The organism is Myxococcus sp. MISCRS1 (genome assembly GCF_026626605.1).
In the GTDB taxonomy this organism is placed as follows: Bacteria; Myxococcota; Myxococcia; order Myxococcales; family Myxococcaceae; genus Myxococcus; species Myxococcus fulvus.
Map to the genome: position 1 here is coordinate 7252681 of NZ_JAPNKB010000001.1, position 26985 is coordinate 7279665.

Sequence of the window (26985 nt, forward strand, 5' to 3'; positions counted from 1 at the left end):
GGCGCTGCTGCTGCTCTGGGGTTTCAGAGGTTCAGGAAGATGTCCGAGTAGTCGCGCGTTACTTCCGGCGCGGCCCGCGAGTCACGGGAGCGCCGGGTGGGGCGCGTGCTCCGGGGCTTGCCGGGCGCAGGTCCGCTCCGGGGCAGCACCAGCGCGGGCGTGGCGACGGGCACGCGCGACATCAGCGTGTTCTCGAAGAGGCCCTGGGTCCTCAGCCCCTTGAGCTCGAAGACGAAGCTGGAGAGCTCCTGCAGCGGCAGGTCCTGGTCCGCGATGAAGCACTGGGTCACCCCCGCGCCCGGGACGGGGACGGGGACGGGGCCGGAGAAGGTGACGGGCTGGGACGTGTCCGTGTCGACCAGGCGCAGCTGCTCGTAGGTGACACCCTTGGGTGGCACGACGAAGTAGCACCAGCGCGTGCTGCGCCGCTCGAAGCGCAGCTGCAGCTCCAGCGGGACCACGCGCGCGCCCTCTCCCTGCGGAGGCACGTCGCACAGGGGATACAGCCCCGTGTCCTGCGGCGAGGGCTTCGCCAGCACCAGGTCGATGAAGCCCAGCGGCGCGGGGTACGCCTGCGTGTAGAGGACGACCTCCTGGTCCAGCACCTGTCCGTCGGCGGCGAGCTGCCGCAGGGTGTAGAGCCCCTCTGGTACGGCGACGAGGTCCAGGTAGAGGACCGAGCCCACGCGCTGCTCCTCCCCCGGCCCCTTCGCGCGCGCCTGCGCCACCTGCGCGCAGGTGATGAGGTAGGGCGTTCGCTGGGCCAGCAGGGACCTGGGGATGCTGCACGGCTTGCAGAGGACCTGCTCCCCGGACACGTCCATCACCACGACGCGGTCCACCGCGTCGCTCACCAGCACCACCTGCACCTGGGTGCCCACCACGCGCTGCCGGCTGTCGGCGGTGACGTGCTCACCGGGGTTGAGCAGGATGGGCGGGGTGAGGGCGCCCTCGCAGTGGAGCGGCTGGTCCGTGGGGGACGGGGGGCTGCCCACGAAGTGCGCGCCCAGGTTGTTGAAGTAGAGGTTGTAGAGGTTGGGCTGGAAGTCGCTGGGCAGGTCGGTGAAGTTGACGAAGTAGGGCGTGTCGGAGACGAGCACGAAGGACAGCCACGTCCACTGGCCCTGCTGGCTCCTGCGCTCCACCGCGGAGAGGAAGGCGTCCAGGCGGTTGGAGTCGAAGAGCACGGAGAAGTCCGTGCCCTCGTCGAGGAAGAGCAGGCCCCAGTCGCGCATCCTCACCCGCGTGTCGGGCGTGGGCTGGCAGCGCAGCGCGGGGCAGCGGTCATCCGAGCCGTTGAAGTACGTGTGGCGCAGGTCCACCGTCACCAGCCTCTCGTAGGCGTAGCGGCGGGCGGGCCCGTCGTTGCCGTGGGGCGCGGGGCCGGGCTGTTGCCGGGGGCCGGGCCTCAGCCGTGAGGGGCCGTCCAGGGCGCGCTCGTAGGCGCGGCGGGCGCGGCTCATGGCTCCTGCTCCCGGGGCTGACCTGGCGCCTCGACACCCTTGGCCGCCGGCACCTGGGCCTGCATGGCCGTGCCCCGGTAGGGAATCATCCGGACCTTGTAGAAGACGGACGGCAGGTACTTCACCCCCGCCAGCCCCATCAGGTGGTTGAGGCCCAGGAGGTCCAGGTTGACGAACTCGAAGGTGAGCTTGTCGATGTCCGGGTCCAGCCCGGGCAGGCTCTGCTGGGTGAACCAGGGCGTCTGCTGGAAGTAGCTGATGACCTGGGAGATGGCCTCCAGGCCCACCGCGTATGCCTGGTCCTCGAAGTTGGCGTACAGGAGGACGAAGAGGTCGATGTAGAGCGGCGGCGAGACGATGCCGTACGTGTCCTGCGACACGGGCACGTTGCGGTTGTACGTGCTGACGATGGTCTCGTGCTGGAGGTTGGCCAGGTACATCACCACCGCGTCACGCGCGGGCGCGGCCGGACGGCCCTCGGGGTCCGTCAGGTTGGAGAGCACCACCCAGGGCTCCTGCCGGGGTGCGAGCTCCGCGTTGCGGATGAACTCATCCAGCCGCGCGCGGATGAGCTCCAAGGTGCCTCCAATCTTGCCCAAGACATACCTCTCTCAGCGCGCCCCCGGGGCACGTCTGTCTTCAAAGGTGGAGTGAGACCCGGAGGGCCGCCGGGCTTCTTCACGAGGGCGCACCGGAAGAAGGCGCGACGTCGTTGCCGCTGAATGCGCTCACGCGAGGGTTCTGCTCGCGGAGTGAAGTCACAGTAACAGGTAAAACCTGTGTGTCAAACGAGGGGGATTGGGCAGACGTGGCGGGGAGGATGTTTGTTGAAACCCGTCGTGTCTGTCTTTGGCGTCTGGGGAAGGAGGCCGCGCGGGGAGGGGTGGCGGGGCGCGGTGATTCCGACGCGCGGCATTCCCCTCCCCGAGGGACGCACGGGGCCCCAGGCCCGTCAGCCGTGGCGCACCTGGAGGGTCCGGGCGGCGGGTGTTCCCGGACAGCGGGGGTCGGGTGGGGCGGCCCGGGCGTCGACGGGAGAGGGTGAGTCAGCGCCGCCCGGGCCGGATTGTCGGCCTCGCGCGCGTTCGGGCGGGGGTGGGACGGAGGTAGGGCCCCGCAAACGAATGAGTCCGCCCTTCTTTCGAAGGACGGACTCGGTGTGGTTCAGCGTCCCCGATGAAGGGGCCGATGGGAAGGAATCAGGCGAGCGACGCGGCGTCCAGGCCGGCGTCGGCCATGAGCAGCGCCAGCTCCGCCTTGAGCTTGTCCTTGGCGCGAATCTCCAGCTGGCGGGCGCGCTCGCGGGAGAAGCCGAAGTGCTCGCCCAGCTCGCTGAGCGTCATCTCGGAGTCGCCCATCACCCGGTTCTCGATGATGAAGCGCTCGCGCGGGTCCAGGCGGCGCAGGGCGCGCTGCACCAGCTCCCGGGTGAGGCCCGCCTGCTGGCGGTCGGCCACCTCGTCCTCGTGCGAGGCGGTGGCGGACTCGACGAAGTCCAGGTGCGTGGCGTCGCCGTCCTCGCCCACGGGGGCGTCGAGCGACAGGTCACGCCCTCCCATGCGCTGCTCCATCTCGCGCACCTCGGAGGCCTTCACGTTCAGCTTGCGGGCGATCTCCTCCGCGTTGACGATGTTCGCGTCGCCGGCGCCCATGCGCTCCAGCTCGCGGCGGGTGCGCGCCAGGCTGAAGAAGAGGCGGCGCTGCGCCTGCGTGGTGCCCAGCTTCACCAGGCTCCAGTTGCGCAGGATGCAGTTCTGGATGTACGCGCGAATCCACCACACCGCGTAGGAGATGAGGCGGATGCCCTTGTCCGGGTCGAACTTCTGCACGGCCTTCATCAGGCCGATGTTCGCCTCCTGGATGAGGTCCGACATCTTCAGGCCGTAGGAGCGGTACTCGTAGGCCACCTTCACCACGAAGCGCAGGTTGCTGGTGACCAGCTGGTGGCCCGCCATCAGGTCGCCCTTGCGGAAGCGCCGCGACAGCTCCTGCTCCTGGGGCTGCGTCAGCAGCGGGTACTGGTTGATCTCCGAGAGGTACGTGGAGAGGGAGTCCGGGGAGGAGAAGTGGGAAGAATCCTGCATGGCGTCTCTCGGGGAAGGGGGCCGTTGGGAGCCGCGCCTCGGCGGCACGGGTGGGGTCCTTCGCAATGCGCATGCCACGGGCCACTTGCGCCATTTCCCAATGAGTCCAGGGGTTTGCATCGAGGCCCAGGGGTGCTTAAGGGCGGACCTCTTTCGTTTTTACAGGGGGCAGATCCGAAGAGTCTTCCGACTGTCTTCCAGTCGACGGAGCCTGGGAGTGGGTGTCGGGAGGAGCGCGGGCGAGCGGGGAGGCGGCTGTGCGCGGGGCGTCTCGGGTGGGTGGGATCGTCGCCACCTTGGGGGGATGGCGGACCTGTTCCAGCTCTTCGCGGTGTCGGCGGTGGTGATGGGGGTGTCGCAGACCGTCGCGCGTGAGCGCATCTTCGCGCCGCTCCGGGCGCGGCTGGGGGGCAAGGAGACGTGGTGGGGGTATCTGGTGTCGTGTCCCTACTGCGTGTCCCACTACGTGGCCTTCGTGCTGGTGCCGTTGACGGGGACGTACGCCATCGACGTGGTGGTGGGAGGCTGGGTGGGGTGGGGCTTGAGGTGGTTTCTCTCCGCGTTGCTCGTCACCGTCATCGCGGCCTTCTACCGGGTGCTCTTCTGGTTCGTGGACGAGAGCCAGGGGCTGGTGCGCCGGCGTCAGCGCACCGAGGACGAGGAGACGGCGACGAAGCGGCTGGTGCGAAGACAGGTGGAGCAGAAGGTCTCGGGTGAACCCCCGGAGCCGCTGCCTCCGTCACCTCACTGATTCGCCGGCGCGGCGTTGCTCGCGCGGACCCGCTGGAGCGCGTGCTCGAGGGCCCTTCGCTGCAGATGCTCCCGGGGCATGCCGGGGGTGCTGTCCAGCTCCTCCAGGGCCTCGGTGAGCAGCCGCTCCGCGCGGGCTCCCTCTCCCCGGGCCAGGAGGATGCGCGCGTGTCCTGCGAGCACGGTGCCCCGCGCGATTCGCGGCGCCAGCGCGAGGGCCCGCTCGCTCGAGGCCAGCGCCTCGTCATGGCGTCCCGCCATCGCGTACAACGTCGCCAGCCGGGCCGGCGGGTTGTAGTCCCCGGGCAGCTCCCGCGCGCTGCGCTCCAGCAGGGCCAGCGCCTCGTCGGGCCTGTCCCTCAACGCCGCCGCCATCACCCGATGCGAGTCGAGCGCGGCGCGCTCCTCGGCGCCCCTCGCGTGCCGGGCCTGGGCCGCCAGGAACGTCCACCACCGCTCCGTCATCCCTCGCAGGCCCGCCGTGTCCCCGGCCAGCTCGTACGCCTCACAGGACAGCTCGAAGAGCGACGAGCGCTGCAGCGGGCTCAACGCGTCCTCGGGCGCGTCGAGGCCCCGCCGGGCCTCCTCGGCGAAGCGGTCTCGCGCCTCCTCGGTGTCGGCATCCAGCGCGCAGCCCATGCCCACGTACAACAGCCGCGTGCGGTCATCCGCGCGCGCAAGTCCCGGCAGCTCCCTCTCCGCCACCCGCACGCACTCCTCGGCCGACCCCGAGGCCGACAGGGACTTGAGCCACGACACCACCGTGCCCGCCCGCCGCGCGTCCGCCGCCGCCAGCCCCGTCAGCGCCTGCCCATAGCCCTGGGCCGCCTCGGCGTGCCGACCCTGGAGCGCGAGCTCATCCGCCCGCGCCAGCAGCTCCGTGTCCCCATGGCCGCGCTGGAAGGTCCGCTCGGCCTGGGCCAGCAGGCCCAGCAGCTGGGGCTCGGACACCGCGCCCAGCGAGCGGGTGATGACCGCGCCATGCTCCGGCTCCAGCACCAACAGGGTCGGCCACGTGTCCACCGGGTAGCGCTGGAGGAAGGGCAGGCTGCTCTGCGCATCCGTGTTCATCGTCAGCCACACGAAGCGGCCCGCCCACGCGCCCAGCGCGGGGGACGTCAGCACCGTCGCGCGCAGGGAGCGACACGACTGACACCAGGGCGCCCACGCCTCCACGAAGAGCGGCCGCCCGCCCTCCTTCGCCTCGCGCAGCGCCCCCTCCCAGTCGTCCTCCAGGAAGACGGGCCGTGCAGGAGGGGGCGTGGCGCGCTGCGTCGTGGTCGAGGACGTCGCGCACCCCCAGAGCAGCAGCAGGGCGCCGACGGCGGGTCGCATCGTCATGGATTCTCCAGGGTTGGCCAGGCTCGATGCCGTCCCCGGACACCCTGGGTGCTGGCGCGGTTCCCAGCAGGTGGGGCCCCGAAGCAACTTCCCGATGCCCGTGTGAGAAAATGATGGGAACGCCCAGCACCCCCATGGGCCGGAGCCCTTCATGAGCCCCATCGACCGCAACCGCCCCGTCTCCACGCCCGTCGCCCCGTCGCAGACCCAGCGCGCGTCGCTGAAGAACCCGCTGGGCGGGCTGGTGGAGGCCGCGAAGAACGGGCTGAAGGAGGTCCCGCGCTTCCTGGAGCAGGGCAAGGACGTCTTCGAGGCCACGCACCTGAGCGAGGTCAAGCGCCTGTTCGGCGGCGACGCCAGGCCGGACAAGACGCTGGACGGCAAGCTGATGGGCGCCAAGGGCCAGACCTTCCCGCCCGGCACGCCGCTCAAGGACATCCCCGGCGTCACGCCGCAGAACAACCCGAACCCCGACAAGACCGTTCTCTACATCAACGGCATCCTCACGCCGGCCGCCAACCAGCTCAGCGAGATGCGGGCCATCGCGGAGAAGGCGGACGCGCGCGTCATCGGCATCCACAACGCCACCGAGGGCTTCGTCGCGGACCTGGCCCAGTGCGTGGGCGACAAGCTGGACAAGGGCAAGAACCCCGCCGTGGACACCCTGGCGGACACCGTCTACGGCGAGCTGAAGGCGGGCCGCGAGGTCCACCTCATGGGCTACAGCCAGGGCGGCCTCATCACCGCGCGCGCCCTGTTCGACGTGGAGCGCCGGCTGCGCATCGAGGACGGCATGTCCTCCGCGCAGGTCGAGAAGCTCATGGGCAAGCTGAGCGTGGAGACCTTCGGCGCGGCGTCCACGCGCTACCCGGACGGCCCCCAGTACGTGCACTACATCAACAACGCGGATGCCGTCCCCACCCTCACCGGCCTGGGCGGCAGCTTCGACCCCATCGCCTTCGCCAAGGACGCGGGCAAGGGCGCCGTCGTGCACCGCTTCACCGATGGCAACCTGAACCTCATCGGCAACCACATGATGGACACGATGTACGTGAAGCACCGCGTGCCCTTCGAGCAGGCGCGCGCCGGACAGTTCTGACGTCGTTTCAGACGACGACCTTCCATTGGCCGAAGTGGTGGCGAAGAAAGACCTTCGAGGGCCCCTCCCCGGCACCTCGGGTGGCCATGGACCTCAGCCGGAACTTGTCCCTCCTGCTCAGGTCCCTCCAGGGCAGGAACGGGTGCGCGTGACGTGAGCGCCAGAGCACCACGCCCCTCCAGCCCCCTTTCATCGACTGGTCGTAAAGGAAGGACCCGAGCTTCTGGGTGAGCGACACGGGCTTCAGCTCGGGGCTGAGCAGGAAGTCGAGCACGGCGAGCTGTCTGGATTCGACGGCCCTGACCACGGCGCTCGCGATGACCACCGAGCGCAGGTTCGGGAAGGCGTGCTTCGCGAGCAGGGCCTGGACCTCGCTCACGGCCCCTTCGTCGACGGCGCGGTAGAGCGTCTGGGTTTGTTGCTGCTCGCGCCAGACCGAGAATCGCCAGAGCAGGACCAGCGCCGCGAATGGCAGGACCCCAAGACCCCAGTCCCTGAGTGTGTTCATGGGACCGTCATAATCGCGGACCCGCTCCCTCGAAAGGAAGCGGGCGCGTCCTGCGTCATCGCCCGGGTGGCTTCAGGTCCGCGGGCAGTCCCCCCGACGTCGGCGGGCGCTCCAGCGCGGAGGGCGTGAGCCCCTGGGTGGAGAGGGGGCCCGCGTCCTGCTGCGGGCCCGAGGGCTTCTTGTCGTCGTCCGAGCACGCGCCGAGCACGGCGCAGGCGGCGAGTACGGCGCACAGATGGCGGTTCATCGTTCCTCCTTCCCGCCTCAGTACTTGACCCAGATTTCCGTGCCGGGATGAATCTCCGTCAGCGGCGTCGTGTCCGGCTCGGACGCGATGAGCTCCTTCGTCACCGGGTTGGCGCTGTACGCGCTCTTGCCCGACCAGACGATGAGCGCGTCCTTGAACACGCTCAGGTCATGCACGTGCTCCTGCACGACGTACTTGTTCCAGCCCGGCGTGCGCGCGGGGTAGATGAAGACGGCGGGCGCGGGCTCGGCCTGCGGCTCGCTGCCTGCGTCCGTGGTGCCATGCTGGTGGTCTCCGGACGTGCCCACCCACTCCACCGTCGTCTCCTGGCCCTGGGCGTCGCGGCAGGTCTGCGTGGTGGGGAAGTACACCATCGCGAACGGCGTGTTCGGCATGCGCGCGCGCAAGGAGACGCGGTGCGCATGCGTGTCCGCGGCCAGCACCTCGGCCGCGGAGGAGCGGGTCCAGGTGATGGACTTCACGTTGCCGCTCGCGTCCTTCTCCACCACCGCCTTGCCGAACTGGGAGTCCAGCGGGCGCACGGAGGTGACACCCTCGGGGATTCGAATCTGGAGCCGCCAGGTGTCCGCGCCGCTGCAGCCGTGGCCGACCGTGAACTGCACCTCGTAGGACGTGCCCTCGATGGCGGGGCCGGCCCCGGAGGTGCCGATGTGGGCCTGGGCGGCCGTGCCGACCAGCAGGCCCGCGGACGCGAGCAGGAGTGGGAGTGAGGTCTTCAAGCAGGGCCTCCAGTGGAAGGGATTGCGCTGGAGCACCGGGTTAACAGACGGCCCGCGCGCCACCGATGTGGCCTTTTGCCGCAGCCCCGGGGGCACCCCAATCACTTGCCTGCGACAATCATCCGGAGACCGGAGGGTGCCGCGACAATTCGCCGCACCTGTCCATGACTGACCTGGGGCTCACCACACGCCCTGCTCTCGCAGCAGGGTCCCCAGGGGCCGCGCGCCGCCGCGGTGGGACTCGAAGAGGCTCGCGGCGAGCTGCCGCGTGGGGTGGGCCCAGCCGATGCGCTGCTGCCCCTCGTGAGTCACCGGGCCGCAGTGGATGAGGGACGCGCGCAGCTCCTCGTCGGAAGTGAACACCGCGTGCTCCAGGGGCAGCGGGCTCTGACTGGCGAGGAACACCTGCCGCCCTCCCATCTCCCCGAGCGCGGCCTCCACCCAGCGCGGGTGCAGGCCGTTGGCGGGCTCGTCCAGGATGGCGAAGTCCTCGTTGACGTCCAGGTAGTACAGGAGCGACAGCAGCCGCTTCTGGCCGAAGCCCAGCTCGGCCTGTGACAGCTCGCCCCCGTCGCGGCGCGCGAAGTGGAAGGTGAAGCCGCCGAAGCCCACGCGCCCGCCGTTGTCGTACGAGCGCTTCTCCAGCACCTCCACACGCAGCCGCCCGGAGGCCATCCCCGCCATGTCCACGAAGCGCGCGAGGAACGAGCGCTCCAGCGCGTCATGGCGCAGCTCCAGCGCGTCCACCAGGGGCTCCAGCTCCACGCGCTCCTTGAGCCACCCTGGCATCCAGGACGGCAGCGCCATCAACCCCAGCGGGAAGATCTCCCCGTCGTGCGCCTCCATCGCGTAGCGGATGGCGCCCAGCTTCTCGTACATCCCCAGCGCCTCGTCGAAGCGCTGGGGCGCGAGCAGGAAGGTGCGGCGCAGGAGCGTCTTGAGCCGCTCCTTGAGCCCCGCGTCGATGTACTGCGCCGTCATGAACAGCAGCGTCCACACCGAGCGGTCCAACAGCGACCAGTGCATGGTGCGAGACCACGCGCTCTCTCCATCCACCTTGCAGTCCAGGCCCTCCGAGTCCGCGCGCAGCACCAGCCGCGTCGAAGGCGACGACAGCCACAGCTCCACCTCGATGAGCGGCTGAAGCCCCGCTTCGTGCGTGGGCACGCGCAGCGGCAACAGCCCCGCGCCCTGCCGGGGCGTCGCGTCCGCGCGCTCGGGCACCCGCGTGTCGTTGCGCGCGAAGACGTGCAGCTTCATGCCCGGGAAGGCCAGCTCGTACTCCAGCGCGAAGCGCTCGTGGATGAGGCCGGAGAAGTCCGAGCCGAGCACGGTGGACAGCAGCTCCAGCAGCGTGGTGCGGCCGGTGCCGTTCTCACCCAGGATGAGGTTGAGCGTGGGCCCGGGGGTCAGCTCGGTGCCGGGGGCGACGCCGCGGTAGTGGTGGACGGTGAGCCGGGTGAGCTTCATGCGAGGTCCTCACCCGGCAGCTTCGTGCTCCCGGGGTCCGACGGGAATACTCCACCCACCGGAGTGTCTGGTGTGCCGCCCGGAGCATGACGCGTCCGGGCATGCGCGAAGCGTTTGGTGGGCTCCGGACTCGTCTATACACTCCGCGCGCTTTCGCACCCCTCAAGAACCCTGGATGCAGAATCCAGAAAGGATGAAGTGAGGACGATGAAGAACGTTGCCCTCGGTTGTCTGTTCTCGGCGCTGGTGGCCCTCGTCGCGGCCCCCGCCTCCGCCCAACTGGAGCTGCCCGCGGCCAGCCCCTCCGCCAAGGTGACGCAGGAGGTGGGCGTCACGTCCATCTCCGTCGACTATTCCAGCCCGGCGGTGAAGGGCCGCAAGGTCTGGGGTGACCTGGTGCCCTGGGACAAGCCGTGGCGCTCGGGCGCGAACGCGGCCACCAGGATTACCTTCAGCCACGACGTCACCTTCGGCGGCAAGGCCGTGCCCGCGGGCACGTACTCCATCGTCACGCTGCCCTCGCAGAAGGGCTGGAAGGTGATGCTGAACAAGGAGCTGGGCCTGTTCTCCACGCCCGCCCAGTACTCGCCCGCGAATGACATCGCCACCGTCGCCGGCACCACGGCGGCGATTCCCAACCGCGAGCGCCTGACGTACGTGTTCAGCAACACCACGGACGACACCACTTCGCTGGACCTGGAGTGGGAGAAGCTGCGCGTCTCCGTCCCCATCAAGGCGGACACCGCGACGCTGGCCAAGGCGAACATCGAGAAGGCGGTGGCGCAGAGCGCCAGTGAGCACGCGCAGGCGGCCCGCTACGTGGCGGAGTCCACCAAGGACTACGCGGCGGCGCTGAAGCTGGCGGACGCGTCCGTGGCCATCGACTCCAACTGGTACAACCAGTGGATTCGCGCGGACATCCTCGCCAAGAGCGGCAAGTACGCGGAGGCCCGCAAGGCCGCGCAGATTTCGTGGGACCTGGGCCAGAAGGCCCCGAACTTCTTCTACAAGGACCAGGTCTCCAAGGCCCTGGCGGACTGGAAGAACAAGTAGTCCGCCGTCCCGGTGGAGCCCTCCTTCAGCGTCGGGGGGCTCCGCCCGCGAGTCGCCGGTAGAGCGACTCGTACCGGTCGATGGCCGGCGCCTGCCGGAAGCGCTCGACGACGTCGGCTCGCGCTCGGAGGGAGAAGGCCCGCCACCTCGCCGGGTCCCGCAGGAGGCCCAGCACGTGGCCCGCCATGGCGCGCACGTCACCCAGCGGCGCCAGCAGGCCCGTCTCGCCGTGGCGCACCACCTCCGGAATGCCGCCCACGTCGCTGGCCACCACGGGCACCCCGCAGCTGAGCGCCTCCAGCGCCGCGAGCCCGAAGCTCTCCTGCTCACTGGGCAGCAGGAACACGTCGGACGCGGCGAGCACCCGCACGAAGCGCTCCTGCTTGCCGGGGAAGGCCACGCGGTGGGAGAGCCCCAGCTCGCGCAGCATCCGCTCCGCGGGCTCGCGCTCCGGCCCGTCGCCCACCATCACCAGCCGGCACGGCCGCTCTCGGTGCACCTGGGCGAAGACGGCCACCACGTCGGTGATGCGCTTGACGGGGCGGAAGTTGGAGACGTGCACGAGCACGGGCTCGTCGTCGCCCAGGTCCGGGAAGAAGGCCTTCAGCTGTGAGCGCTCACGCGCGGGGGCGTATGCCTCCGTGTCCACGAAGTTGGCGATGACCTCGATGGGGAAGCTGTCGGGGATGGCGAAGCCGCTCCACGTCGCGTCGCGCAGGAAGGCGGACGGCGTCGTCACCGCGTCGCTCTTCAGGATGGAGAAGCGCGTCATCGGCAGGTAGCTGGGGTGCACGCCGACGAGCGTCGTGTCCGTGCCGTGCAGCGTGGTGACGACGCGCGGCGCCTGGTCACCCAACACCTCGCGCGCCATCCACGCCGCCGTGGCGTGGGGCACCGCGTAGTGCACGTGCAGCACATCCAGGTGCGCCTGGGTGGCGACTTCAATCATCTTGGACGCCAGCGCAATCGGGTACGTACCGGAGCGCTGGAGCGCGGGGTAGTCGCTCTCCTTCACCTCGTGGAACGACACGCCCCTGGGCAGGGCGGCCAGCCGCACCGGCGGCTCGCGCGCGATGAAGTGGACCTGGTGGCCCCGCTCGGCCATGGCCAGGCCGATGCCGGTGGCGACCATGCCGCTGCCACCGAATGTCGAGAAGCAGGTGATGGCGATGCGGAGGGGAGGGCTCATCGGCGGTGAGGGAAGAACAGGGGCTTCTCGAAGCTATTCCGGCGGAAGTGCTCCACCGGGTCGACGAGCCCCAGCGTCTCCCGCACCACGTACGGCTCGCCGTGGGCCACGCCGACCTGGGCGCCGTAGAAGCGGTCCCTCGCCTCCAGGGAGGAGAGCGACAGCGGGGAGCCCACCAGCGTCGCGGGCGCGCCCGGGCGGGGTTCCACCTGACTCGCGTAGCAGCGCACGGCCGCCGTCTTGGTCTCGTAGACGGAGGACACGTCCACCACGAAGCTCGGCTCGGCCAGGTGGCGCAGCGGATAGTAGAGGACCTGTCGGGGCGTGAAGGCCGCGCCGGGGGGCTCGGTCTCGAACTTGCGCACGCCGGAGAAGAACAGCGCGCGTGTCACCAGGGCGCTCGCGGCCTCGTGGTCCGGGTGGCGCTCCTCCTCCCACGGCACGATGACCAGCTCCGGGCGCAGCCTGCGCAGCACCTCCACCACGCGCGCGACGGCGGACGCGCGCACGCGCTCGGCCTCGGGCGCCTCGAAGCCGGCCCACGGGCTGAGCCAGCCGTCGGGCAGCTCCAGGTTCTCGCGCACGGCCAGGCCCAGCACCCGCGAGGCGGCCTGGGTCTCCTCCGCGCGCGACTCGAGCGTGCCGCGCGAGCTCTTCTCCCCTCGCGACAGGTCGATGATGCCCGTGCGGTGGCCCTGGCTCGCGAGCCGCGCCATCAGCCCGCCGCAGAACAGCTCCACGTCGTCCGGGTGGGGACCGAAGGCCAGCGCCTCCAGCCCGTACGTCGCGCCGCTCGCGCTCATGGCGTCAGGTCCTGGAGGTCGCCGGAGAAGGGGATGCAGGCGTCGAGCACCTGGCGGGTGAAGGCCCGCGTGCCGAAGCGACACGCGTGGTAGGCCATGCCGTGGATGCGCTCCTGCGGCGCGCCCTCCGGCAGCAGCATGGCGCGCAGCCGGTCCACGCGCTCGGTGGTGACCTCGTCGCGCAGCGCGAGCGCCGGCCGTAGCGGGCCGACAAGCGTGACACCGCCGCGCGCACGGTGCCGCGCGTGCGCTTGAGCGCGTCCAACAGCCGCGGGTCCAGCTTCAGCATCGACTCGCCCAGCGTGTCCAGCTCGGCGGAGAACGCGCCGAACAGCCGCGCCTCCACGGCGCCCGCGGGCTCGTAGGGCTCGGCCGCGTCGCGCGTGGCCAGCTTCGTCAGGAGCGCTTCACGCGGCTGGCTCGCCTCGTCCGCGGTGAGGCCCAGCTTGTGGAGCAGCCTGCGCGCGCGGTCATCGAGCACCCGGAAGCGCGCGCGCGGCACCACGAGCGGCATGGGCAGGCCCGCGTGCGCGTAGAGCGGCGCCAGCTGCGCGAAGTAGGAGACCTCGCCCGGGCCGCCGACGTACGCGGCGGTGGGCAGCCACGTGTCCTGGAGCAGCGGGCGCAGGAGCGCGGAGGTGGTGAAGCGCAAAGGCTCCTGCTCCAGCGCGCGCAGCAGCTCCTCTGTGGTGACGGTGGCGCCGCGCGGGTGGCCCACGAGGCTCCACGTCTGGGGCCCCGCGGGGTCCAGCCGGTAGCGCGCGCCGTCGACCTCGTCCGGGGAGAAGAAGCCCAGCGGCGAGCCAGGGCGGATGTAGACCTGCTCGGAGAAGCCCGCGCGGGTCAGCTCCTCCACGCGCTGGGTGAGCGCGGTGGAGAGGGTGGCCGCGTGCTCGAGCGAGCGCCGGTGGATGGGCGCGGCCAGCGGCGCGAGGCGCGCGTCCCTCGGGTCGAGGAACACCAACCCCTCTTCGGCGAAGAGGGTGGAGAGCACCTCGGTGAAGGCCTCCGCGAGCGTCGCTTCGGGGCGGTAGGCCCACTCGAGCAGGGAGAGGTGCTCCTCGGCCTGGGGCTCCGCGCCCAGCTCCGCGCGCAGCGCCTCCAGGGCCTTGAGGACCCCGGGGCCCAGCTTCTGGTGGGCGATGGGCGCGCGTGAGAGGGCCGCGTCGGGGAGGTCGAGCGACACGCGACAGCGCGCGCCCCTCGGGCTCGCGACGAAACAGTGGTCGACCTCCGGCAGGTCGTGGTCCTCGGTCTGGAGCCAGAAGACGGGAACACAGGGGCGGCCGGTTTCTTCCCGGAGTTTTCGGGCCGCGACGATGGCGGCGGCGGCCTTGTAGAGCGTGAAGAGGGGGCCGAGGAACAGCCCCATCTGTTGGCCCGTCACCACGACGATGGTGCCGGGCTGGGCGAGCTCCTCCAGATGTCGGGTCCTGGCGGGGCTCGGCGCCAGCCGGGCGTTCTGGGCTCGCAGCACCTCGAGCAGCGCGGGCGGGACGGAGCGGGTGGAGGCAGCGGCCGCGGCCTCCGCGCGAGCGGCGCGGTGGCGGAAGCGGTCGGGCAGGAAGGCGAGCGCGCGTGGGTCTCCCTGGAGCCACGCGGTGGGAAACGAGGGCGTCACGGTGCGCGGTGATAACAGGTCGCCTTTGCTCCGGCACGCAGAAGGACCGTGGCGCACACTCGACGTGCCAGCGTGGCTGGCCGCGTCATCGCGGATGAAGGCCGCGCGCGCGTGAGGCGGGTCCTTGTTGTAGGGTCCGCGGCGGATGCGAACCCTGCTCACCTTCGGCATGACGCTGGCCATGAGCCTTGGAATCGGGACCACGGCCTTCGCGCAGACACCTCGACAACCGCACGCGGGAGAAATCGCGGCGGGCCTGCGGCGCCTCGGCGTGACGGGCAGCGTGCTCTACGTGGCGGCCCACCCGGACGACGAGAACACGCGCTTGCTCGCCTGGCTCGTCGGAGAGCGCGGCCTGCGCGCGGGCTATCTCTCGCTCACGCGCGGCGATGGCGGACAGAACCTCATCGGCACCGAGCAGGACGAGCTGCTCGGGCTCATCCGCACCTATGAGCTGCTCGCCGCGCGCCGCGTGGACGGCGCCGAGCAGTACTTCACGCGCGCGCGGGACTTCGGCTACACGAAGTCCGCCGACGAGGCGCTGCGCATCTGGGGCCATGACGCGGTGCTGGCGGACGTGGTGCTCGCCATCCGCCGCTTCCAGCCGGACGTCATCGTCACGCGCTTCAACACGAAGCCGCCCAACCACGGACACCACACCGCGTCCGCGCTGCTTGCCGCCGAGGCCTTCGCGGCCGCCGCGGACCCGTCGCGCTTCCCGGAGCAGCTGTCGCTCGTGAAGCCGTGGAAGGCGGACCGGCTGCTGCACAACGTCTCCACGTGGAGCCTGAAGCCGGACGCGGACATGTCCGCCTATCTCAAGGTGGACGTGGGCGGGTACGACGCGCTGCTCGGGCGCTCGTGGGGAGAGATTTCCGCGGAGAGCCGCAGCCAGCACAAGAGCCAGGGCTTCGGGGTCCCCGCCGAGCGCGGTCCGTTGCTGGAGTACTTCCAGCCGCTGGACGGCACGCGCCCCAAGGCCGACGTCTTCGAGGGGCTGGAGCTGTCCTGGCGCCGCTGGAAGGGCACGGAGAGCGTGGCCCGCGCGGTGGAGGAGGCGCAGAGGGGCTTCGACGCGCGCGCGCCGTATCGCTCGGTGCCCGCGCTGCTGAAGGTGCATGAGGCGCTGTCCGCGCTGCCGGACGAGCACCCGTGGAAGGCCGTGAAGCTGCGCGAGACGGAGGCGCTGGTGGCCGCGTGCGCGGGACTGTTCCTGGAGGCGCGGGCCGCCGAGGCCACGGGCACGCCGGGCACGTCGGTGGCGGTGACGCTGCACGCGCTGAACCGCTCGCCCGCGGCGCTGAAGCTGGTGAGCGTGACGCTGCCGGGTGGGGAGCGCGTGGCGGTGGACTCGGTGCTCGCGGAGCACGCGCCGCTCAAGCTGGAGAAGAAGCTGGCCCTGCCACAGGACGCGGCCGTCACCACGCCGTACTGGCTGCGCAAGCCCGCCTCTGGCGGCCTGTTCGCGCTGGACGACTCGGACCGCGCGCTGACGGGGCTGCCCGAGGCGGGGCCGGCGTTGTCGGTGTCGTTCGTGTATGAGGCCGCGGGGCGGCGCATCACGGTGACGCGGCCGGTGGTGCACGTGTGGACGGACCCGGTGCGCGGGGAGCTGTACCGCGCGTTCGAGGTCGTCCCCGCCGTCACCGCGACGCTGGAGCGGGACCGGGTGATGTTCCCCAACGGCGCGGCGCAGTCGGTGGCCGTGGTCCTGGGCGCGGGGCGTGGGGACGTGAGCGGCAAGGCGCGGCTGGAGCTGCCGAAGGGCTGGCGCTCGGAGCCCGCGGAGCATGCGTTCCAGTTCGCCACGCGCGGTGATGCGCGCACCGTGCACTTCAAGGTGACGCCGCCCAAGGGCGCGACGGAGAAGGGGCGCCTGCGCGTCGTCGTCGACGTGGGCGGGCGCGCCGAGTCGTGGCGGGTGCGGACCGTGTCGTACGAGCACCTGCCTCCCCTGGCGGTGCGGCAGGACTCGGAGGCCACGCTGGTTCCCTTCTCGCTGGCGACGAAGGTGAAGCGGCTGGGCTACATCCCCGGCCCCGGGGACAAGGTGGCCGAGAGCCTGGCGGCGGTGGGCTACGAGGTGACGGTGCTGCCCGAGGAGCGGCTGGACGCGGAGAAGCTGGAGCGCTTCGACGCCATCCTCGTCGGCGTGCGGGCCTTCAACGCGAACCCGCGCCTCGCGGTGCACCGCGAGCGACTGCTCGACTACGTGAAGCAGGGTGGGCGCCTGGTGGTGCAGTACAACACCAACAGCCGCGTGGGACCGCTGTCGGCGTTCGTCGGGCCGTACCCGCTGGAGATTGGCCGCGAGCGTGTGACGGACGAGACGGCGGTGATGACGCCGGTGTCGGCGGACGAGCCGCTCTTGCGCGCGCCCAACCGGCTGACGTCCGCGGACTTCGACGGCTGGGTGCAGGAGCGCGGGCTGTACTTCGCGTCGAAGTGGGACGACAAGTACCGCCCGGTGTTCGCGATGAACGACGCGGGCGAGGAGCCGCTGAAGGGCTCGTTGCTCGTCGCGCGTCATGGCAAGGGCGTGTTCGTCTACACGGGCCTGGCCTTCTTCCGTCAGCTCCCCGCCGGGGTCCCCGGCGCCTACCGCCTCCTGGCGAACGTCCTCGCGCAATGAGCCCTCCCGTGAATCCCTCCTCGTCTCCCGCGCCCGTCGAGAAGCGGCCGGAGCTGGATGACGCGCCGCCGCTGCTCGGCTCGTGGCGCAACATCTACCTGCTGGTGGTCGGCTCCTTCGTCCTCTTCGTCGTCCTGTCGGCGGCGCTCACCTGGGTGTACTCGTGACCTTGCTCGACTGGGGGGTGTTGGTCGGGACGATTGTGTTCATCGTCTCGTGGGGGTTGTGGAAGTCGCGGGGCTCGAAGAGCACGGAGGAGTACCTGCGGGGGACTCGTGAGCTGAAGTGGCCCACCATCGGCCTGGCGGTGATGGCCACGCAGGCCAGCGCCATCACGTTCCTCTCCGTTCCGGGACAGGCCTACGAAGACGGCATGCGCTTCGTGCAGTTCTACTTCGGGCTGCCGTTCGCGATGATTCTCATCAGCGCGGTGTTCGTCCCCATCTACTACCGGCTGAACGTCATCACGGCGTACCAGTACCTGGAGTCGCGCTTCGACCTGAAGACGCGCCTGTTCGGCGCCTTCCTGTTCCTGGTGCAGCGGGGGCTGGCGGCGGGCATCACCATCTACGCGCCGTCCATCATCCTCTCCACGATTCTGGGCTGGGCGCTGGAGCCCACGGTGGTGGCGATGGGGGCGCTGGTCATCCTCTACACGGTGACGGGCGGCTCCACCGCCGTCAGCCAGACGCAGAAGCAGCAGATGGTGGTGATGATGGGCGGCATGGTGGTGGCCGCGCTGGTCATCCTCTGGCGGCTGCCCTCGCACGTGTCGTTCGGTGACGCGGTGGACGTGGCGGGCGCGTTCGGTCGGATGAACGTGGTGAGCTTCGATTTCAACGTGCAGGACCGCTACAACTTCTGGTCCGGACTCACGGGCGGCTTCTTCCTGGCGCTGTCGTACTTTGGCACGGACCAGTCACAGGTGGGCCGCTATCTCACGGGGCGCTCCATCACCGAGAGCCGGCTGGGGTTGTTGTTCAACGGCGTGTTGAAGATTCCGATGCAGTTCCTGATTCTCTTCGTCGGAATCCTGGTCTTCGTCTTCTACCAGTTCAGCACGCCGCCCCTGCTGTTCAACGAGACGCTGGGCGAGCGGATGCGAGGCTCCGGGCAGGCGGCGGAGTACGCGGCGCTGGAGACGAAGTGGGAAGAGGTGCAGTCGAGCAAGCGCGCGCAGGTGGAGCGGTACCTGTCGGCGGAGGACGAGGCTTCGCGCACGGGTGTGCGTGAGGCGCTGCGTGCCGCGGCGGGAGAGGCGAGCCAGGTCCGCAAGGACGCCAAGGCGCTGGTGACGCGGGCGCTGCCGGGGGCGGAGACGAAGGACTCGGACTACATCTTCATCGGCTTCGTGAAGCAGTGGCTGCCCAGCGGGCTGTTCGGTCTGCTCATCGCGGTCATCCTGTCCGCGGCGATGAGCTCCATCGCGAGTGAGCTCACCGCGCTGGGGGCGACGACGACGGTGGACTTCTACCGGCGGGTGTTCCGTCCGGAGGCCTCGGACCGGCACGTGCTCATCGCGTCGAAGTTGTTCACGGTGTTCTGGGGATTGGTGGCGGTGGGGTTCGCGACCTTCGCGTCGCTGCTCGACAACCTCATCCAGGCGGTGAACATCCTGGGCTCGATTTTCTATGGGACGGTGCTGGGCATCTTCCTGGTCGCGTTCTTCCTCAAGTTCGTGCGAGGGCATGCGGTGTTCGCCGCGGCGGTCATCTCGCAGGCGACAGTGATTGGGCTCTTCATGCTCAGTGACATCGGCTACCTCTGGTACAACGTCATCGGCTGCGCGCTCGTCGTGGCGCTGAGTCTGGTGGCGCAGTCGGTGCTGCCGCGTGGACCGGAGGCCGCTCCGGCTCCGGGGGCCTGAGCAGGGCGCGGGCTACGGCGCGTCGCCGAGCGCGGCCCGGGTTGCCTCGATTTCCGCGAGGGACATACCTCCATCGCGGAGCCAGCGGCCTCCGCCCGGGCCCTTGCATCTGCTGGCGCAGAAGGCGTCCTTGTCGTCGAGCGGGAGTCGCAGGCCATCCGAGAAGGTTCCGTCGTGACAGGCGCACACGGTGCCGATGTCCGCGAAGCCGACGTAGGCCACTCCGAAGACCGCGCTGCTCAGGATGGCGATGAGAAGCCAAGGCCGTTGGCTCATGGGTGGACCTGTGTGGACCGGGGCATGGCGTGAGCCTAGCCGGATGGATGCATTCGAGCGCAACGGGCTTTCAATAGAAGACATCCCCTGGAACTGGACGGCCTCGCGTTCCGCGAGCTGCGCACTCGCTGAGCCGTCGCGGTCCGCGGAGTCGGCTCAAGCCGCCACGGCCTCCGTGATGCTCATCGCCGTCGGCGTGGGCAGGATGCGCGAGAGCTTCAAGTCCGCCTGGGCGAAGAGCTCGCGGAAGTCCTCTTCCGTCCGCTCGCGCCCCGGAAGGGAGGCCAGCATCATCACGTCCAGCACCTTGCCCCCGTGCGGCCCATTGCCCGGAGGAATGACGGTGTCCACCACGAGCACGCGTCCACCCTCCGCCATCGCCGACCGGCAGTGGCGCAGCAGCGTGACGCACGTCTCGTCGTTCCAGTCGTGGAGGATGCGCTTGAGCACGTACGCATCCGCCCCCGCGGGCACGGACTGGAAGAAGTCCCCCTCCACCAACTCGCACCGCTCCGTGAGTCCCGCCCGCGCGACCCGCGACCCCGAGAGCACGTGCGCATGGTCGAAGAGCACGCCTCGCGCCTGGGGCGCCGCCTGGAGCACCTCGATGAGGAATCCGCCGTGCCCACCACCCACGTCGACCACGCGCCGCAGCGGCGTGAAGTCGTAGCTGCCCGCGATGGCCTTGTTCTCCATGTCGGAGAGGCTGGACATGCCCTGGTGGAAGATGTCCCCCTGGACCGGGTCGCTCGTCAGGTAGTCGAAGAAGGGCTTGCCGAAGATGCGGTCGAACGGCGTCTGCCCCGTGCGCACCGTCTGCGTCAGCTCGCCGGTGGGGGCCCAGAAGATTCTCTGCGTCAGCATGCGCACCGCGCTGAGCAGCGAGCCGGGCGCATCCGTGCGCAGGTACTCCGCGGCGGGCGTCAGTGAGAAGCGTCCTGCTTCATCCTCGGCGAAGACCTCCACGCTCGCGAGCAGCCGGAGGACCCGATAGAGCGACTGCGCATGCACGCCCAGCTCCTCCGCGAGCGATGCCGCGCTCCGAGGCCCCTGGACCAGGCGGTCCGCGACGCCCAGCTCCGCCGCCGTGGACAGCGCGCCGGAGAGGATGAAGCCAAAACCCAGGTCGACGATGCGCTGCGCGGGATGCACGGTAGGTGGAGTCATGACGACATCTTCACGCAGTCCTCCGACAGGACGCCAATGGCCTGACACACCCGCAGTCCCAGGTGGATTGGCGTGCCGCGTCAGCGCGACGTCAGAGCAACGACTCGATTTCGGTCGTCAACGCCTCCACGGAGGGCACGTCGTCCTCCTCGAGCGGCGCGCTGACGTGGAGGGTGCCGCCTTCGAGCCCCAGGTGCCTGGGCCCTCCCTCGATGATGACGCGCTGGATGCCCGCCTTCACTGTCTCGCGGCCGAGCTCGGCCTGTGCTGTCGCCTTGAGCGCCCCAGCCACGGCATTGGCGAGCAAGACCAGCCCCCGGAGCGGCTCACCGTCCGCGGTCTTGTCGATGGCGGGCTCCCAGCTCAGCTCGCCGCCCAACAGGGCCACCAGCTCCTTGCGCTGGGCCTCCATCAATCGGCGCGCTCCAAGGCGCGTGGGTGCGGGCTCGGCGAGCGGGGACAGGCCCTCGGGCGCCAGCGTCCCGACGAAGCCCGCGGCGTCATGCACGGTGAGCGCCTCGATGGACCCCAGCGCGACGTACGTCGCATCCGTGCCCGCGTCATTCCGCGACGGTGCGCCGCCGCGAACGAGGACGAACACCTCCTGGCGCAGCTGCGCGAGCGCCAGGATGGTGCCGCTCAGCTCCCGCCCGCTGCGCAGATGCAGGGTGACGCGGGGCAGCCGGACCTGCTCCCCGCGCAGCTCGCGCTTCTGGAGCGCCGCGAGGTCATCCAGCACCTCCGCGAGCGGCCGCGCCGACAGCGCACGCAGCTTGCGTTCGTCCTCGGTCATGGGCGGGGCCTAGAGAATCGCCTCGATGGCGCCGCGCAGGTCGTCCTCTCCGTAGAGCTTGTCCGAGTAGCCGTAGAAGCTCTCGCGCACGAAGAGGGTGTTGTCCTTGATCTCCACGCTCTTGTCGCCCGGGTTCTCCGCGCTCTTGGCGACGTTCTGGAAGACGATCTTGCTGAACTTCGCCTTCGCGGCCTCCTTCCCGAGGTCATCCGCGCAGATGCTCTTCATCACGGTGACGACGAGGCCCGGGCCGTACGACTCGTAATAGTAGTCGTAGCAATCGAGGATGGTCTTGTCCTCGGGGAAGCTGGCGGTGTCGATCTCGAATGGCATCTCGAAGCCGATGGCGGCATTGAGCTCCGACTGGAAGCGCGGGGAATGAGAATCCCGGATGGCCACGATGCGACGACGCTCTGCGAGACCCATGGTGTGTTCCTGTCTCTGAAGGGTGTGGGACGAAAGCACGCAGTGTCCCCACCCCGGTCTCCCACGTCAACCGGATGGGGCCTCCCAGGGAAGCCAATGGCATGACATCCCGGGCGTCCCGGGCTGTTTGTCCTCCTGCCGCCGGCTGGACAATCTGTGTCGCAACACCTCGCACCCAACTGTGCAGGTCCGCCATGGCGCGAGTGTGAAACATGGTCGCGCGCACGCGAATGCGTTAGGTCTGCGCTCCCACCGCCGTCGCACGCGCTGCCCGCGCGCAGGGAGGCACGTTTCCCATGTTGGACTCCGCCGTACCGTCCTCTTCCGCTGTCTTCGAAGTGAAGGGCGAGGATGGCCATGTCATCTCCGACGACTTCTCCCGCCTCGACCTGGACCTGGTGCACGGCTTCCTGACGAAGACGTACTGGAGCCCGGAGATTCCCCGGGAGACGGTGGAGCGGGCCTGGCGTCACTCGCTGGCCTTCGGCCTGTACGCGGCGGATGGCGCGCAGGTGGGCGGCTGCCGCGTGGTGACGGACCGGGCGACCTTTGCCTACCTGGCCGACGTGTTCGTCCTGGAGTCACAGCGTGGCAAGGGCCTGAGCAAGTGGCTGATGCGGGTCGTCTTCTCCCACCCGGACCTCCAGGGGCTGCGCCGTTTCATGCTGGCGACGAGAGATGCACATGGGCTGTACGCGCAATACGGTTTCACGGCGCTGACGGCACCGGAGCGAATCATGGAGCGCGTGGACCCGGACGTGTATCGACGAAAGACGCAGGACGCGCGCTGACGCAAGCGGCCCCGGCCGGGCTATCTTCGCCCGGACGAGGAGCGGCCCATGGCGAATGGACAGAGGCGGGGCGCGGGGCCCGGCCGGAACGAGGAGCCCCGCATCGCGCCCGAGGACGAGGACGCGACGCGCGACATCCCGATGTCCTACGCCCCGGAGGAGACCCGCGTGGCGCCTCCGGACCCGCCCGCTTCCGAGACTCGAATCGGTCCCCAGGACCTGGTCGACGAGCAGGAGGACATCGTCACCGAGGCGCGCAAGGGGCAGAGCGTACCGCCGCCGCGAGGTGTCGCCGGTCGAGGCCCCGAGGCCCGTGGCGCGGCCCGGGGCCAGGAGGTCATCGTCACCGAGGCCCGCTCCCATCGGAGCCCCTCCACGGGCGATGCACGCGCGGGCCGGGGCCAGGAGGCCATCGTCACCGAGGCCCGGCCCAGCCGACCTCCCGCGCGAGGAGGCGCGGAGAGTGACCTGCCACCGAAGGGACGCACCGCTGGCCGCGCCCCACCGGAGGACCCCAGGGGCCGCGCTGGTGCACGCGGCGCCCAGGAGCGCATCCAGGAGTTGGACCTGGATGAGGACGAGGACACCAACGCGTCCGCCGCTCACGCCGGAGGTGACGACGAGGAGTTCCAGCTCTTCACCAGCGGCGGTGTCGAGGACGAGCACCTGCCCTTCGCCACGGAGCTTCGAGGCGGAGGCTCGGCCCCGGCTGCGGGGATGCGAGGAGGCTCGGCCCCGGCAGCGGGGATGCGCGGAGGCTCGGCGACGGAAGTGCGAGAGGGCGCGGCCCCGGCGGCGCGAGGTGGCTCGGCTCCCGCGGGGATGCGAGGAGGCTCGGCGGGGGAGGGGCGAGGTGGCTCGGCGCCAGCGACGGAGGTGCGCGGAGGCTCGGCACCCGCGACGGAGGTGCGCGGAGGTCCAGCCCCCGAAACAGAGGTCCCCGGTGGCCCTCCCCGCGTGGAGCGGGTGAAGGTCCCCGCGAGCAACTGGCTGTCACGCGGGAGCGAGAAGCCGCAGGCCTCCGGCGGGCTCGCGGCGGGCGTCGTACGGCTCAGTCCCCTGGAGCCCGCGGCGGGCAAGGTGGCCGCGGCGGCCGAGGAGGGCCCCGCGCTGCGGACGATGTTCGCCAACCACTCCGCGCTGCTCGCGGAGCAGCTGCGCGAGGCCCTGTCCAAGAAGATGTACGGGCGCGGACCGCACCGCGTGCTGCGCATCGACGAGCCCGAGGGCCCCAGCACCGCGGGCGGCAAGCTGGCCCGGCAGAACATCTCCCTGGTGCCGCGCAAGGGCTCCGGCCCGTCCCTGGTCTGCGGCTGGGTGGACGTCTCCAAGCGCGAGGCCCAGCTGCGCAACCACGACGCCGTGGCGAAGCGCTACGAGTCCCACCACGGCGAGCCGCTGGAGCTGGTGGCCGAGGAGTACGAGCGCTTCCTCAACGACGTCGAGGAGGTGCTCGCCAAGGCCGTCATCAAGGTCCGCCTCATCGTCCCCGAGGAGCAGGCCGGAGCCCGGATGGTGGCTCCGGCCGTCCAGGCCCGCGCGAAGGGCGGCGTCCCCATGGTGCTGGTGCTCGTGCTCATGGGGCTCGCCTTCGCGCTCGGCCTGTTCGTCGGGAAGACGCCGGGCTGAAGCCCGCGTCAGGCCGGCGGCGGCGCCTCGCGCGCCCAGTGGCGGTGCGCGGCGATGGCCTTGGCGAACATCTGCCCGAAGCCCCGCGTCTCGTTCTTCGCGCTGCGGATGACGCCCAGCGCGTCATCCAGCCCCTTCGCCATCGGCGTGGAGAACCCCGCGGCGTCCAGCATGGAGGTGGCCGCGCCCGACAGCGCCAGCGCCTTGCAGTGCACGTACGCCTCGCGCACGAAGTCCACCGCGAGCGGCACCTTCTTCAGCGTGGCCACGCTGCGCTCGCCGCCGGGCACGTAGACGGCGTCGTACAGGACGGAGGACGCCGTCAGGTACGTCTTCACCGGCTTCTCCTCGCCGCCGTCCGCGCTGGCGACGGGGCCGAGCGTGGGGCCCACCACCTCCACGATGGCGCCCAGCCCCTCGAGCGTCTTGCGCACCTGCGACAGCTCCCGTCCGGCGAACCCGTCCGCGACGAGCACCGCCACCTTGCGCGTCATGATGGAGTCATGCGGCGTGTTCAGCTGGCTCAACGCCGGTGACGCCGTCAGCTTGGAGACGGGCTTGCTCTCCGGCTGCTTGCCGAGCCTGGGCGGCGCGACGCCCACCGCGTTCGCCACGCGCACGGCCATGTCCCGGTCGATGTTCACCAGGACCTTGTTCACCACGCGCTCGCGAATCTCCTCGCGCTCCACCTTGCCAAGCTCGAACTCGAGCGCGGCCACCAGGTGCTCGCGCTCGGGCTTGGACAGGCTGTTGTAGAAGAGCGTGGCCTGGCTGAAGTGGTCCGCGAAGCTGCCGCTGCGCGCGCGAATCTTGTGCCCCTCCACGCGCTCCTGGCGGTGGACGAAGGCGGACTTGGGGTTGGCCAGCATGGGGCAGCCGCCGCCCAGCGAGTTGGGGTGGTAGTTCGCGCGGCTGGTATTGATGCTCTGGCGCCCGAAGCCGTCCTGCTGGTGGTTGTTCACCGGGCAGACGGGCTTGTTGATGGGCAGCTCCGCGAAGTTGGGTCCACCCAGGCGCGTCAGCTGCGTGTCCAGGTACGAGAAGAGGCGCGCCTGCAGCAGCGGGTCATTGGTGAAGTCGATGCCCGGCACGACGTTGGACACGCAGAAGGCCACCTGCTCCGTCTCGGCGAAGAAGTTGTCCGGGTTGCGGTCCAGCACCAGCTTGCCGACCTTCTGCACCGGCACCAGCTCCTCGGGCAGCAGCTTCGTCGCGTCCAGCAGGTCGAAGCCGTACTTCAGCTCGTCGCCCTCGGGGATGAGCTGCAGGCCCAGCTCGTACTCGGGGAAGTTCCCGGACTCGATGGTGTCCCACAAGTCGCGGCGGTGGAAGTCCGGGTCCTTGCCCGACACCTTCTGCGCCTCGTCCCAGACGAGCGAGTGCGTCCCCAGCACCGGCTTCCAATGGAACTTCACCAGCGTCGCCTTCCCCTTGGCGTTGACCAGCCGGTAGGTGTGGACGCCGAAGCCCTCCATGTGTCGGAAGGAGCGGGGGATGGCCCGGTCCGACATCAGCCACATCACCATGTGCGCCGTCTCCGGGACGAGCGACACGAAGTCCCACAGCGAGTCATGCGCCGAGGACGCCTGCGGAATCTCGTTGTGCGGCTCGGGCTTCACCGAGTGGACGAAGTCGGGGAACTTGATGCCGTCCTGGATGAAGAAGACGGGCATGTTGTTGCCGACCAGGTCGTAGTTCCCCTCGGGCGTGTAGAACTTGGTGGCGAAGCCGCGCACGTCGCGCACGGTGTCCGCCGAGCCGCGCGAGCCGCCCACGGTGGAGAAGCGCACGAAGACGGGCGTCTTGAGGCTGGGGTCCGTGAGGAAGCGCGCCTGGGTGTAGCGCTCCAGGGACTCATAGACCTGGAAGTAGCCATGCGCGCCGGCGCCCCGGGCGTGCACGGCGCGCTCGGGGATGCGCTCGTGGTCGAAGCGCATCATCTTCTCGCGGAAGTGGAAGTCCTCCAGGAGCGTGGGGCCGCGCAGGCCCGCCTTCAGCGAGTTGTCCGTCTCCGAGATGGGGATGCCCTGGTCCGTCGTCAGCACCGTGTCCTCCTGGTGCATGCGGTAGGGCTCCAACTGCTCGTTCTTGCTGGGAGGCGGCGGTTTCGGCTTCGACGGAGTCTTTCGCGGCGGCATGAGAACTCCCGGACGGCGAGGAACGCGCCGGCACCTGGCGCGCTCGCGGTCTACGCCTCGCGCCGCATGAGAGGGGAACGGCGCGTGCCCCGTGGCACGCGAGCGTTCACCACCCGCCATGTCTGCCTTCAGGAGGGCCGAGAGGTCGACACTCCGGACGCCAGACGCGACGACGCCCCCGCGCTGGGGCACGGAGGCGTCGGGAGTCAGCGTGGCCGAGGCGCGCTCGGCCCTCGCCGTTCACGGTGTGGGCTGGGCGACGACCGGCGCGGCGGCAGCGGCCTCGGCGGCGGCCTTCTCCTCGGCGGCCTTCACGGCGGCCACGCGCGCGGTCTCGGCCTCGGCGCGCTTCTTCACCTCCGCCTCCACGACGCCCTTCAGGTTGGCGAGCCCCTTCTCGAAGTCCTTCCCCACCATCGCATCCATGTCCATGAGCAGGCCGAAGGCCTTGCCCATGAAGTCGTTGGTGCCGCTCATGGCCCAGGTGACCTCGGTGCCGCCGGCCACCGGCTTGAAGTGGAAGTCCGTGAGGTTCGTGGCCGCCCAGGGCTTGATGAACTCCAGCTTGACGCGCACGTGCTCGGGGGCGCGGCTCTGCTCGATGGTCATCCGGCCCTCGCCCACCTGCTCGTTGCCGGTCCACGCGTAGCCCGCGCCGACGCCGCTCTGGGGGCCGGAGTAGGTGGTCTTCATGTTCGGGTCCAGCGCCGCCCAGGGCGACCACGCGTTCCACTGGTGGAAGTCGTTCACCTGCGCGAAGGCCACGTCCGAGGGGCCGGGCAGCGTCGCGGTGCGCTGGATGGTGAACTCGGCGGGGCGGGAGGCGATGACGCCCACCAGGATGAGGATGGTGGCGGCGAGGCCGACGAGCAGCTTCTTGAGCATGGGGTGTGCGGTC

Annotated in this window: 24 protein-coding genes and 1 pseudogene; 8 read left to right on the forward strand and 17 right to left on the reverse strand. The window is 70.3% G+C overall.

Features of this window, described 5'->3' with window-relative positions; all coding sequences use genetic code 11:
* Positions 1–23: 23 nt before the first annotated feature.
* The 3 genes from OWM54_RS28855 to OWM54_RS28865 form a co-directional block, all read right to left on the reverse strand.
* Positions 24–1463 carry a hypothetical protein gene (locus OWM54_RS28855; protein WP_267699590.1) on the reverse strand — a complete coding sequence of 480 codons (1440 nt, stop codon included), beginning with the start codon at positions 1461–1463 and terminating at the stop codon, positions 24–26.
* Positions 1460–2062: a Pvc16 family protein gene (locus OWM54_RS28860; RefSeq protein WP_267699591.1), complete on the reverse strand. Its 603-nt coding sequence runs from the start codon at positions 2060–2062 to the stop codon at positions 1460–1462. The genes OWM54_RS28855 and OWM54_RS28860 overlap by 4 nt, the downstream gene beginning before the upstream one ends.
* A 600-nt stretch (positions 2063–2662) precedes the next feature.
* The gene (locus tag OWM54_RS28865) at positions 2663–3547 is read right to left on the reverse strand and encodes an RNA polymerase factor sigma-32 (RefSeq protein WP_141333508.1); all 885 of its coding nucleotides are present in this window, start codon (positions 3545–3547) and stop codon (positions 2663–2665) included.
* A 304-nt stretch (positions 3548–3851) separates the two neighbouring features.
* On the opposite strand from OWM54_RS28865, the gene OWM54_RS28870 reads away from it, so the two are divergent.
* Positions 3852–4298 carry a hypothetical protein gene (locus OWM54_RS28870; RefSeq protein WP_223748304.1) on the forward strand — a complete coding sequence of 149 codons (447 nt, stop codon included), beginning with the start codon at positions 3852–3854 and terminating at the stop codon, positions 4296–4298.
* Here OWM54_RS28870 and OWM54_RS28875 read toward each other — a convergent pair.
* Complete coding sequence (locus tag OWM54_RS28875) at positions 4292–5638, reverse strand: thioredoxin family protein (protein ID WP_267699592.1); 1347 nt, start codon at positions 5636–5638, stop codon at positions 4292–4294. The two genes, OWM54_RS28870 and OWM54_RS28875, sit on opposite strands and share 7 nt — an antisense overlap.
* 151 nt (positions 5639–5789) lie before the next feature.
* Between OWM54_RS28875 and OWM54_RS28880 the strand changes: the two genes are divergently transcribed.
* Entirely contained in the window at positions 5790–6737 is a 948-nt protein-coding gene (locus OWM54_RS28880) for a hypothetical protein (RefSeq protein WP_141326320.1), read from the forward strand.
* A gap of 7 nt (positions 6738–6744) precedes the next feature.
* Here OWM54_RS28880 and OWM54_RS28885 read toward each other — a convergent pair whose 3' ends face one another.
* The 4 genes from OWM54_RS28885 to OWM54_RS28900 form a co-directional block, all read right to left on the reverse strand.
* Positions 6745–7245 (reverse strand): hypothetical protein, encoded by a 501-nt coding sequence (locus tag OWM54_RS28885; protein ID WP_267699593.1) that lies wholly within the window; start codon positions 7243–7245, stop codon positions 6745–6747.
* Between the two features lie 55 nt (positions 7246–7300).
* The gene (locus OWM54_RS28890; RefSeq protein WP_223781551.1) at positions 7301–7492 is read right to left on the reverse strand and encodes a hypothetical protein; all 192 of its coding nucleotides are present in this window, start codon (positions 7490–7492) and stop codon (positions 7301–7303) included.
* Positions 7493–7509: 17 nt separating this feature from the next.
* Positions 7510–8232, reverse strand: a complete 723-nt coding sequence (locus tag OWM54_RS28895; RefSeq protein WP_223781552.1) for a DUF1775 domain-containing protein — start codon at positions 8230–8232, stop codon at positions 7510–7512.
* Positions 8233–8412: 180 nt separating this feature from the next.
* A complete protein-coding gene (locus OWM54_RS28900) occupies positions 8413–9702 on the reverse strand; it encodes an AAA family ATPase (RefSeq protein ID WP_267699594.1) in 1290 nt (429 codons plus the stop codon).
* Positions 9703–9909: 207 nt separating this feature from the next.
* Between OWM54_RS28900 and OWM54_RS28905 the strand changes: the two genes are divergently transcribed.
* Positions 9910–10755, forward strand: a complete 846-nt coding sequence (locus OWM54_RS28905; protein ID WP_267699596.1) for a DUF2911 domain-containing protein — start codon at positions 9910–9912, stop codon at positions 10753–10755.
* Positions 10756–10780: 25 nt separating this feature from the next.
* Here OWM54_RS28905 and bshA read toward each other — a convergent pair whose 3' ends face one another.
* From bshA to bshC, 3 genes and pseudogenes are all read right to left on the reverse strand, one after another.
* Positions 10781–11944, reverse strand: a complete 1164-nt coding sequence (gene bshA / locus OWM54_RS28910; RefSeq protein ID WP_267699597.1) for an N-acetyl-alpha-D-glucosaminyl L-malate synthase BshA — start codon at positions 11942–11944, stop codon at positions 10781–10783.
* Positions 11941–12747, reverse strand: coding sequence for a bacillithiol biosynthesis deacetylase BshB1 (gene bshB1 / locus OWM54_RS28915; RefSeq protein WP_223748313.1), 807 nt, complete (start codon positions 12745–12747; stop codon positions 11941–11943). The genes bshA and bshB1 overlap by 4 nt, the downstream gene beginning before the upstream one ends.
* A pseudogene (gene bshC, locus OWM54_RS28920) lies at positions 12744–14425 on the reverse strand (bacillithiol biosynthesis cysteine-adding enzyme BshC). Before bshC ends, bshB1 begins: the two are co-directional and overlap by 4 nt.
* 88 nt (positions 14426–14513) lie before the next feature.
* On the opposite strand from bshC, the gene OWM54_RS28925 reads away from it, so the two are divergent.
* The 3 genes from OWM54_RS28925 to OWM54_RS28935 are packed head-to-tail and all read left to right on the forward strand — an operon-like array spanning position 14514 to position 18867.
* Entirely contained in the window at positions 14514–17000 is a 2487-nt protein-coding gene (locus OWM54_RS28925; RefSeq protein ID WP_267699598.1) for a PIG-L family deacetylase, read from the forward strand.
* Between the two features lie 8 nt (positions 17001–17008).
* On the forward strand, positions 17009–17167 hold the full coding sequence (locus OWM54_RS28930; RefSeq protein WP_223748556.1) for a hypothetical protein: 159 nt from the start codon (positions 17009–17011) through the stop codon (positions 17165–17167).
* The gene (locus tag OWM54_RS28935; protein WP_267699599.1) at positions 17164–18867 is read left to right on the forward strand and encodes a sodium:solute symporter; all 1704 of its coding nucleotides are present in this window, start codon (positions 17164–17166) and stop codon (positions 18865–18867) included. The genes OWM54_RS28930 and OWM54_RS28935 overlap by 4 nt, the downstream gene beginning before the upstream one ends.
* Before the next feature lie 12 nt (positions 18868–18879).
* Here the strand turns inward: OWM54_RS28935 and OWM54_RS28940 are convergent, their stop codons facing one another.
* The 4 genes from OWM54_RS28940 to OWM54_RS28955 form a co-directional block, all read right to left on the reverse strand.
* Positions 18880–19143, reverse strand: coding sequence for a hypothetical protein (locus OWM54_RS28940; RefSeq protein WP_267699600.1), 264 nt, complete (start codon positions 19141–19143; stop codon positions 18880–18882).
* Positions 19144–19299: 156 nt separating this feature from the next.
* Positions 19300–20310 carry a methyltransferase gene (locus OWM54_RS28945; protein ID WP_141326291.1) on the reverse strand — a complete coding sequence of 337 codons (1011 nt, stop codon included), beginning with the start codon at positions 20308–20310 and terminating at the stop codon, positions 19300–19302.
* A 91-nt stretch (positions 20311–20401) separates the two neighbouring features.
* A complete protein-coding gene (locus OWM54_RS28950) occupies positions 20402–21103 on the reverse strand; it encodes a hypothetical protein (RefSeq protein WP_267699601.1) in 702 nt (233 codons plus the stop codon).
* 9 nt (positions 21104–21112) lie between these two features.
* A complete protein-coding gene (locus tag OWM54_RS28955) occupies positions 21113–21529 on the reverse strand; it encodes a hypothetical protein (protein WP_141326289.1) in 417 nt (138 codons plus the stop codon).
* Between the two features lie 296 nt (positions 21530–21825).
* Between OWM54_RS28955 and OWM54_RS28960 the strand changes: the two genes are divergently transcribed.
* Complete coding sequence (locus OWM54_RS28960) at positions 21826–22320, forward strand: GNAT family N-acetyltransferase (RefSeq protein WP_223781561.1); 495 nt, start codon at positions 21826–21828, stop codon at positions 22318–22320.
* 48 nt (positions 22321–22368) lie between these two features.
* Positions 22369–23949, forward strand: a complete 1581-nt coding sequence (locus OWM54_RS28965; protein WP_267699602.1) for a hypothetical protein — start codon at positions 22369–22371, stop codon at positions 23947–23949.
* 8 nt (positions 23950–23957) lie between these two features.
* Here the strand turns inward: OWM54_RS28965 and OWM54_RS28970 are convergent, their stop codons facing one another.
* Positions 23958–26087, reverse strand: a complete 2130-nt coding sequence (locus tag OWM54_RS28970) for a catalase (RefSeq protein ID WP_267699603.1) — start codon at positions 26085–26087, stop codon at positions 23958–23960.
* Between the two features lie 240 nt (positions 26088–26327).
* Positions 26328–26972 (reverse strand): SRPBCC family protein, encoded by a 645-nt coding sequence (locus OWM54_RS28975; RefSeq protein WP_223781563.1) that lies wholly within the window; start codon positions 26970–26972, stop codon positions 26328–26330.
* Between the last annotated feature and the right edge of the window lie 13 nt (positions 26973–26985).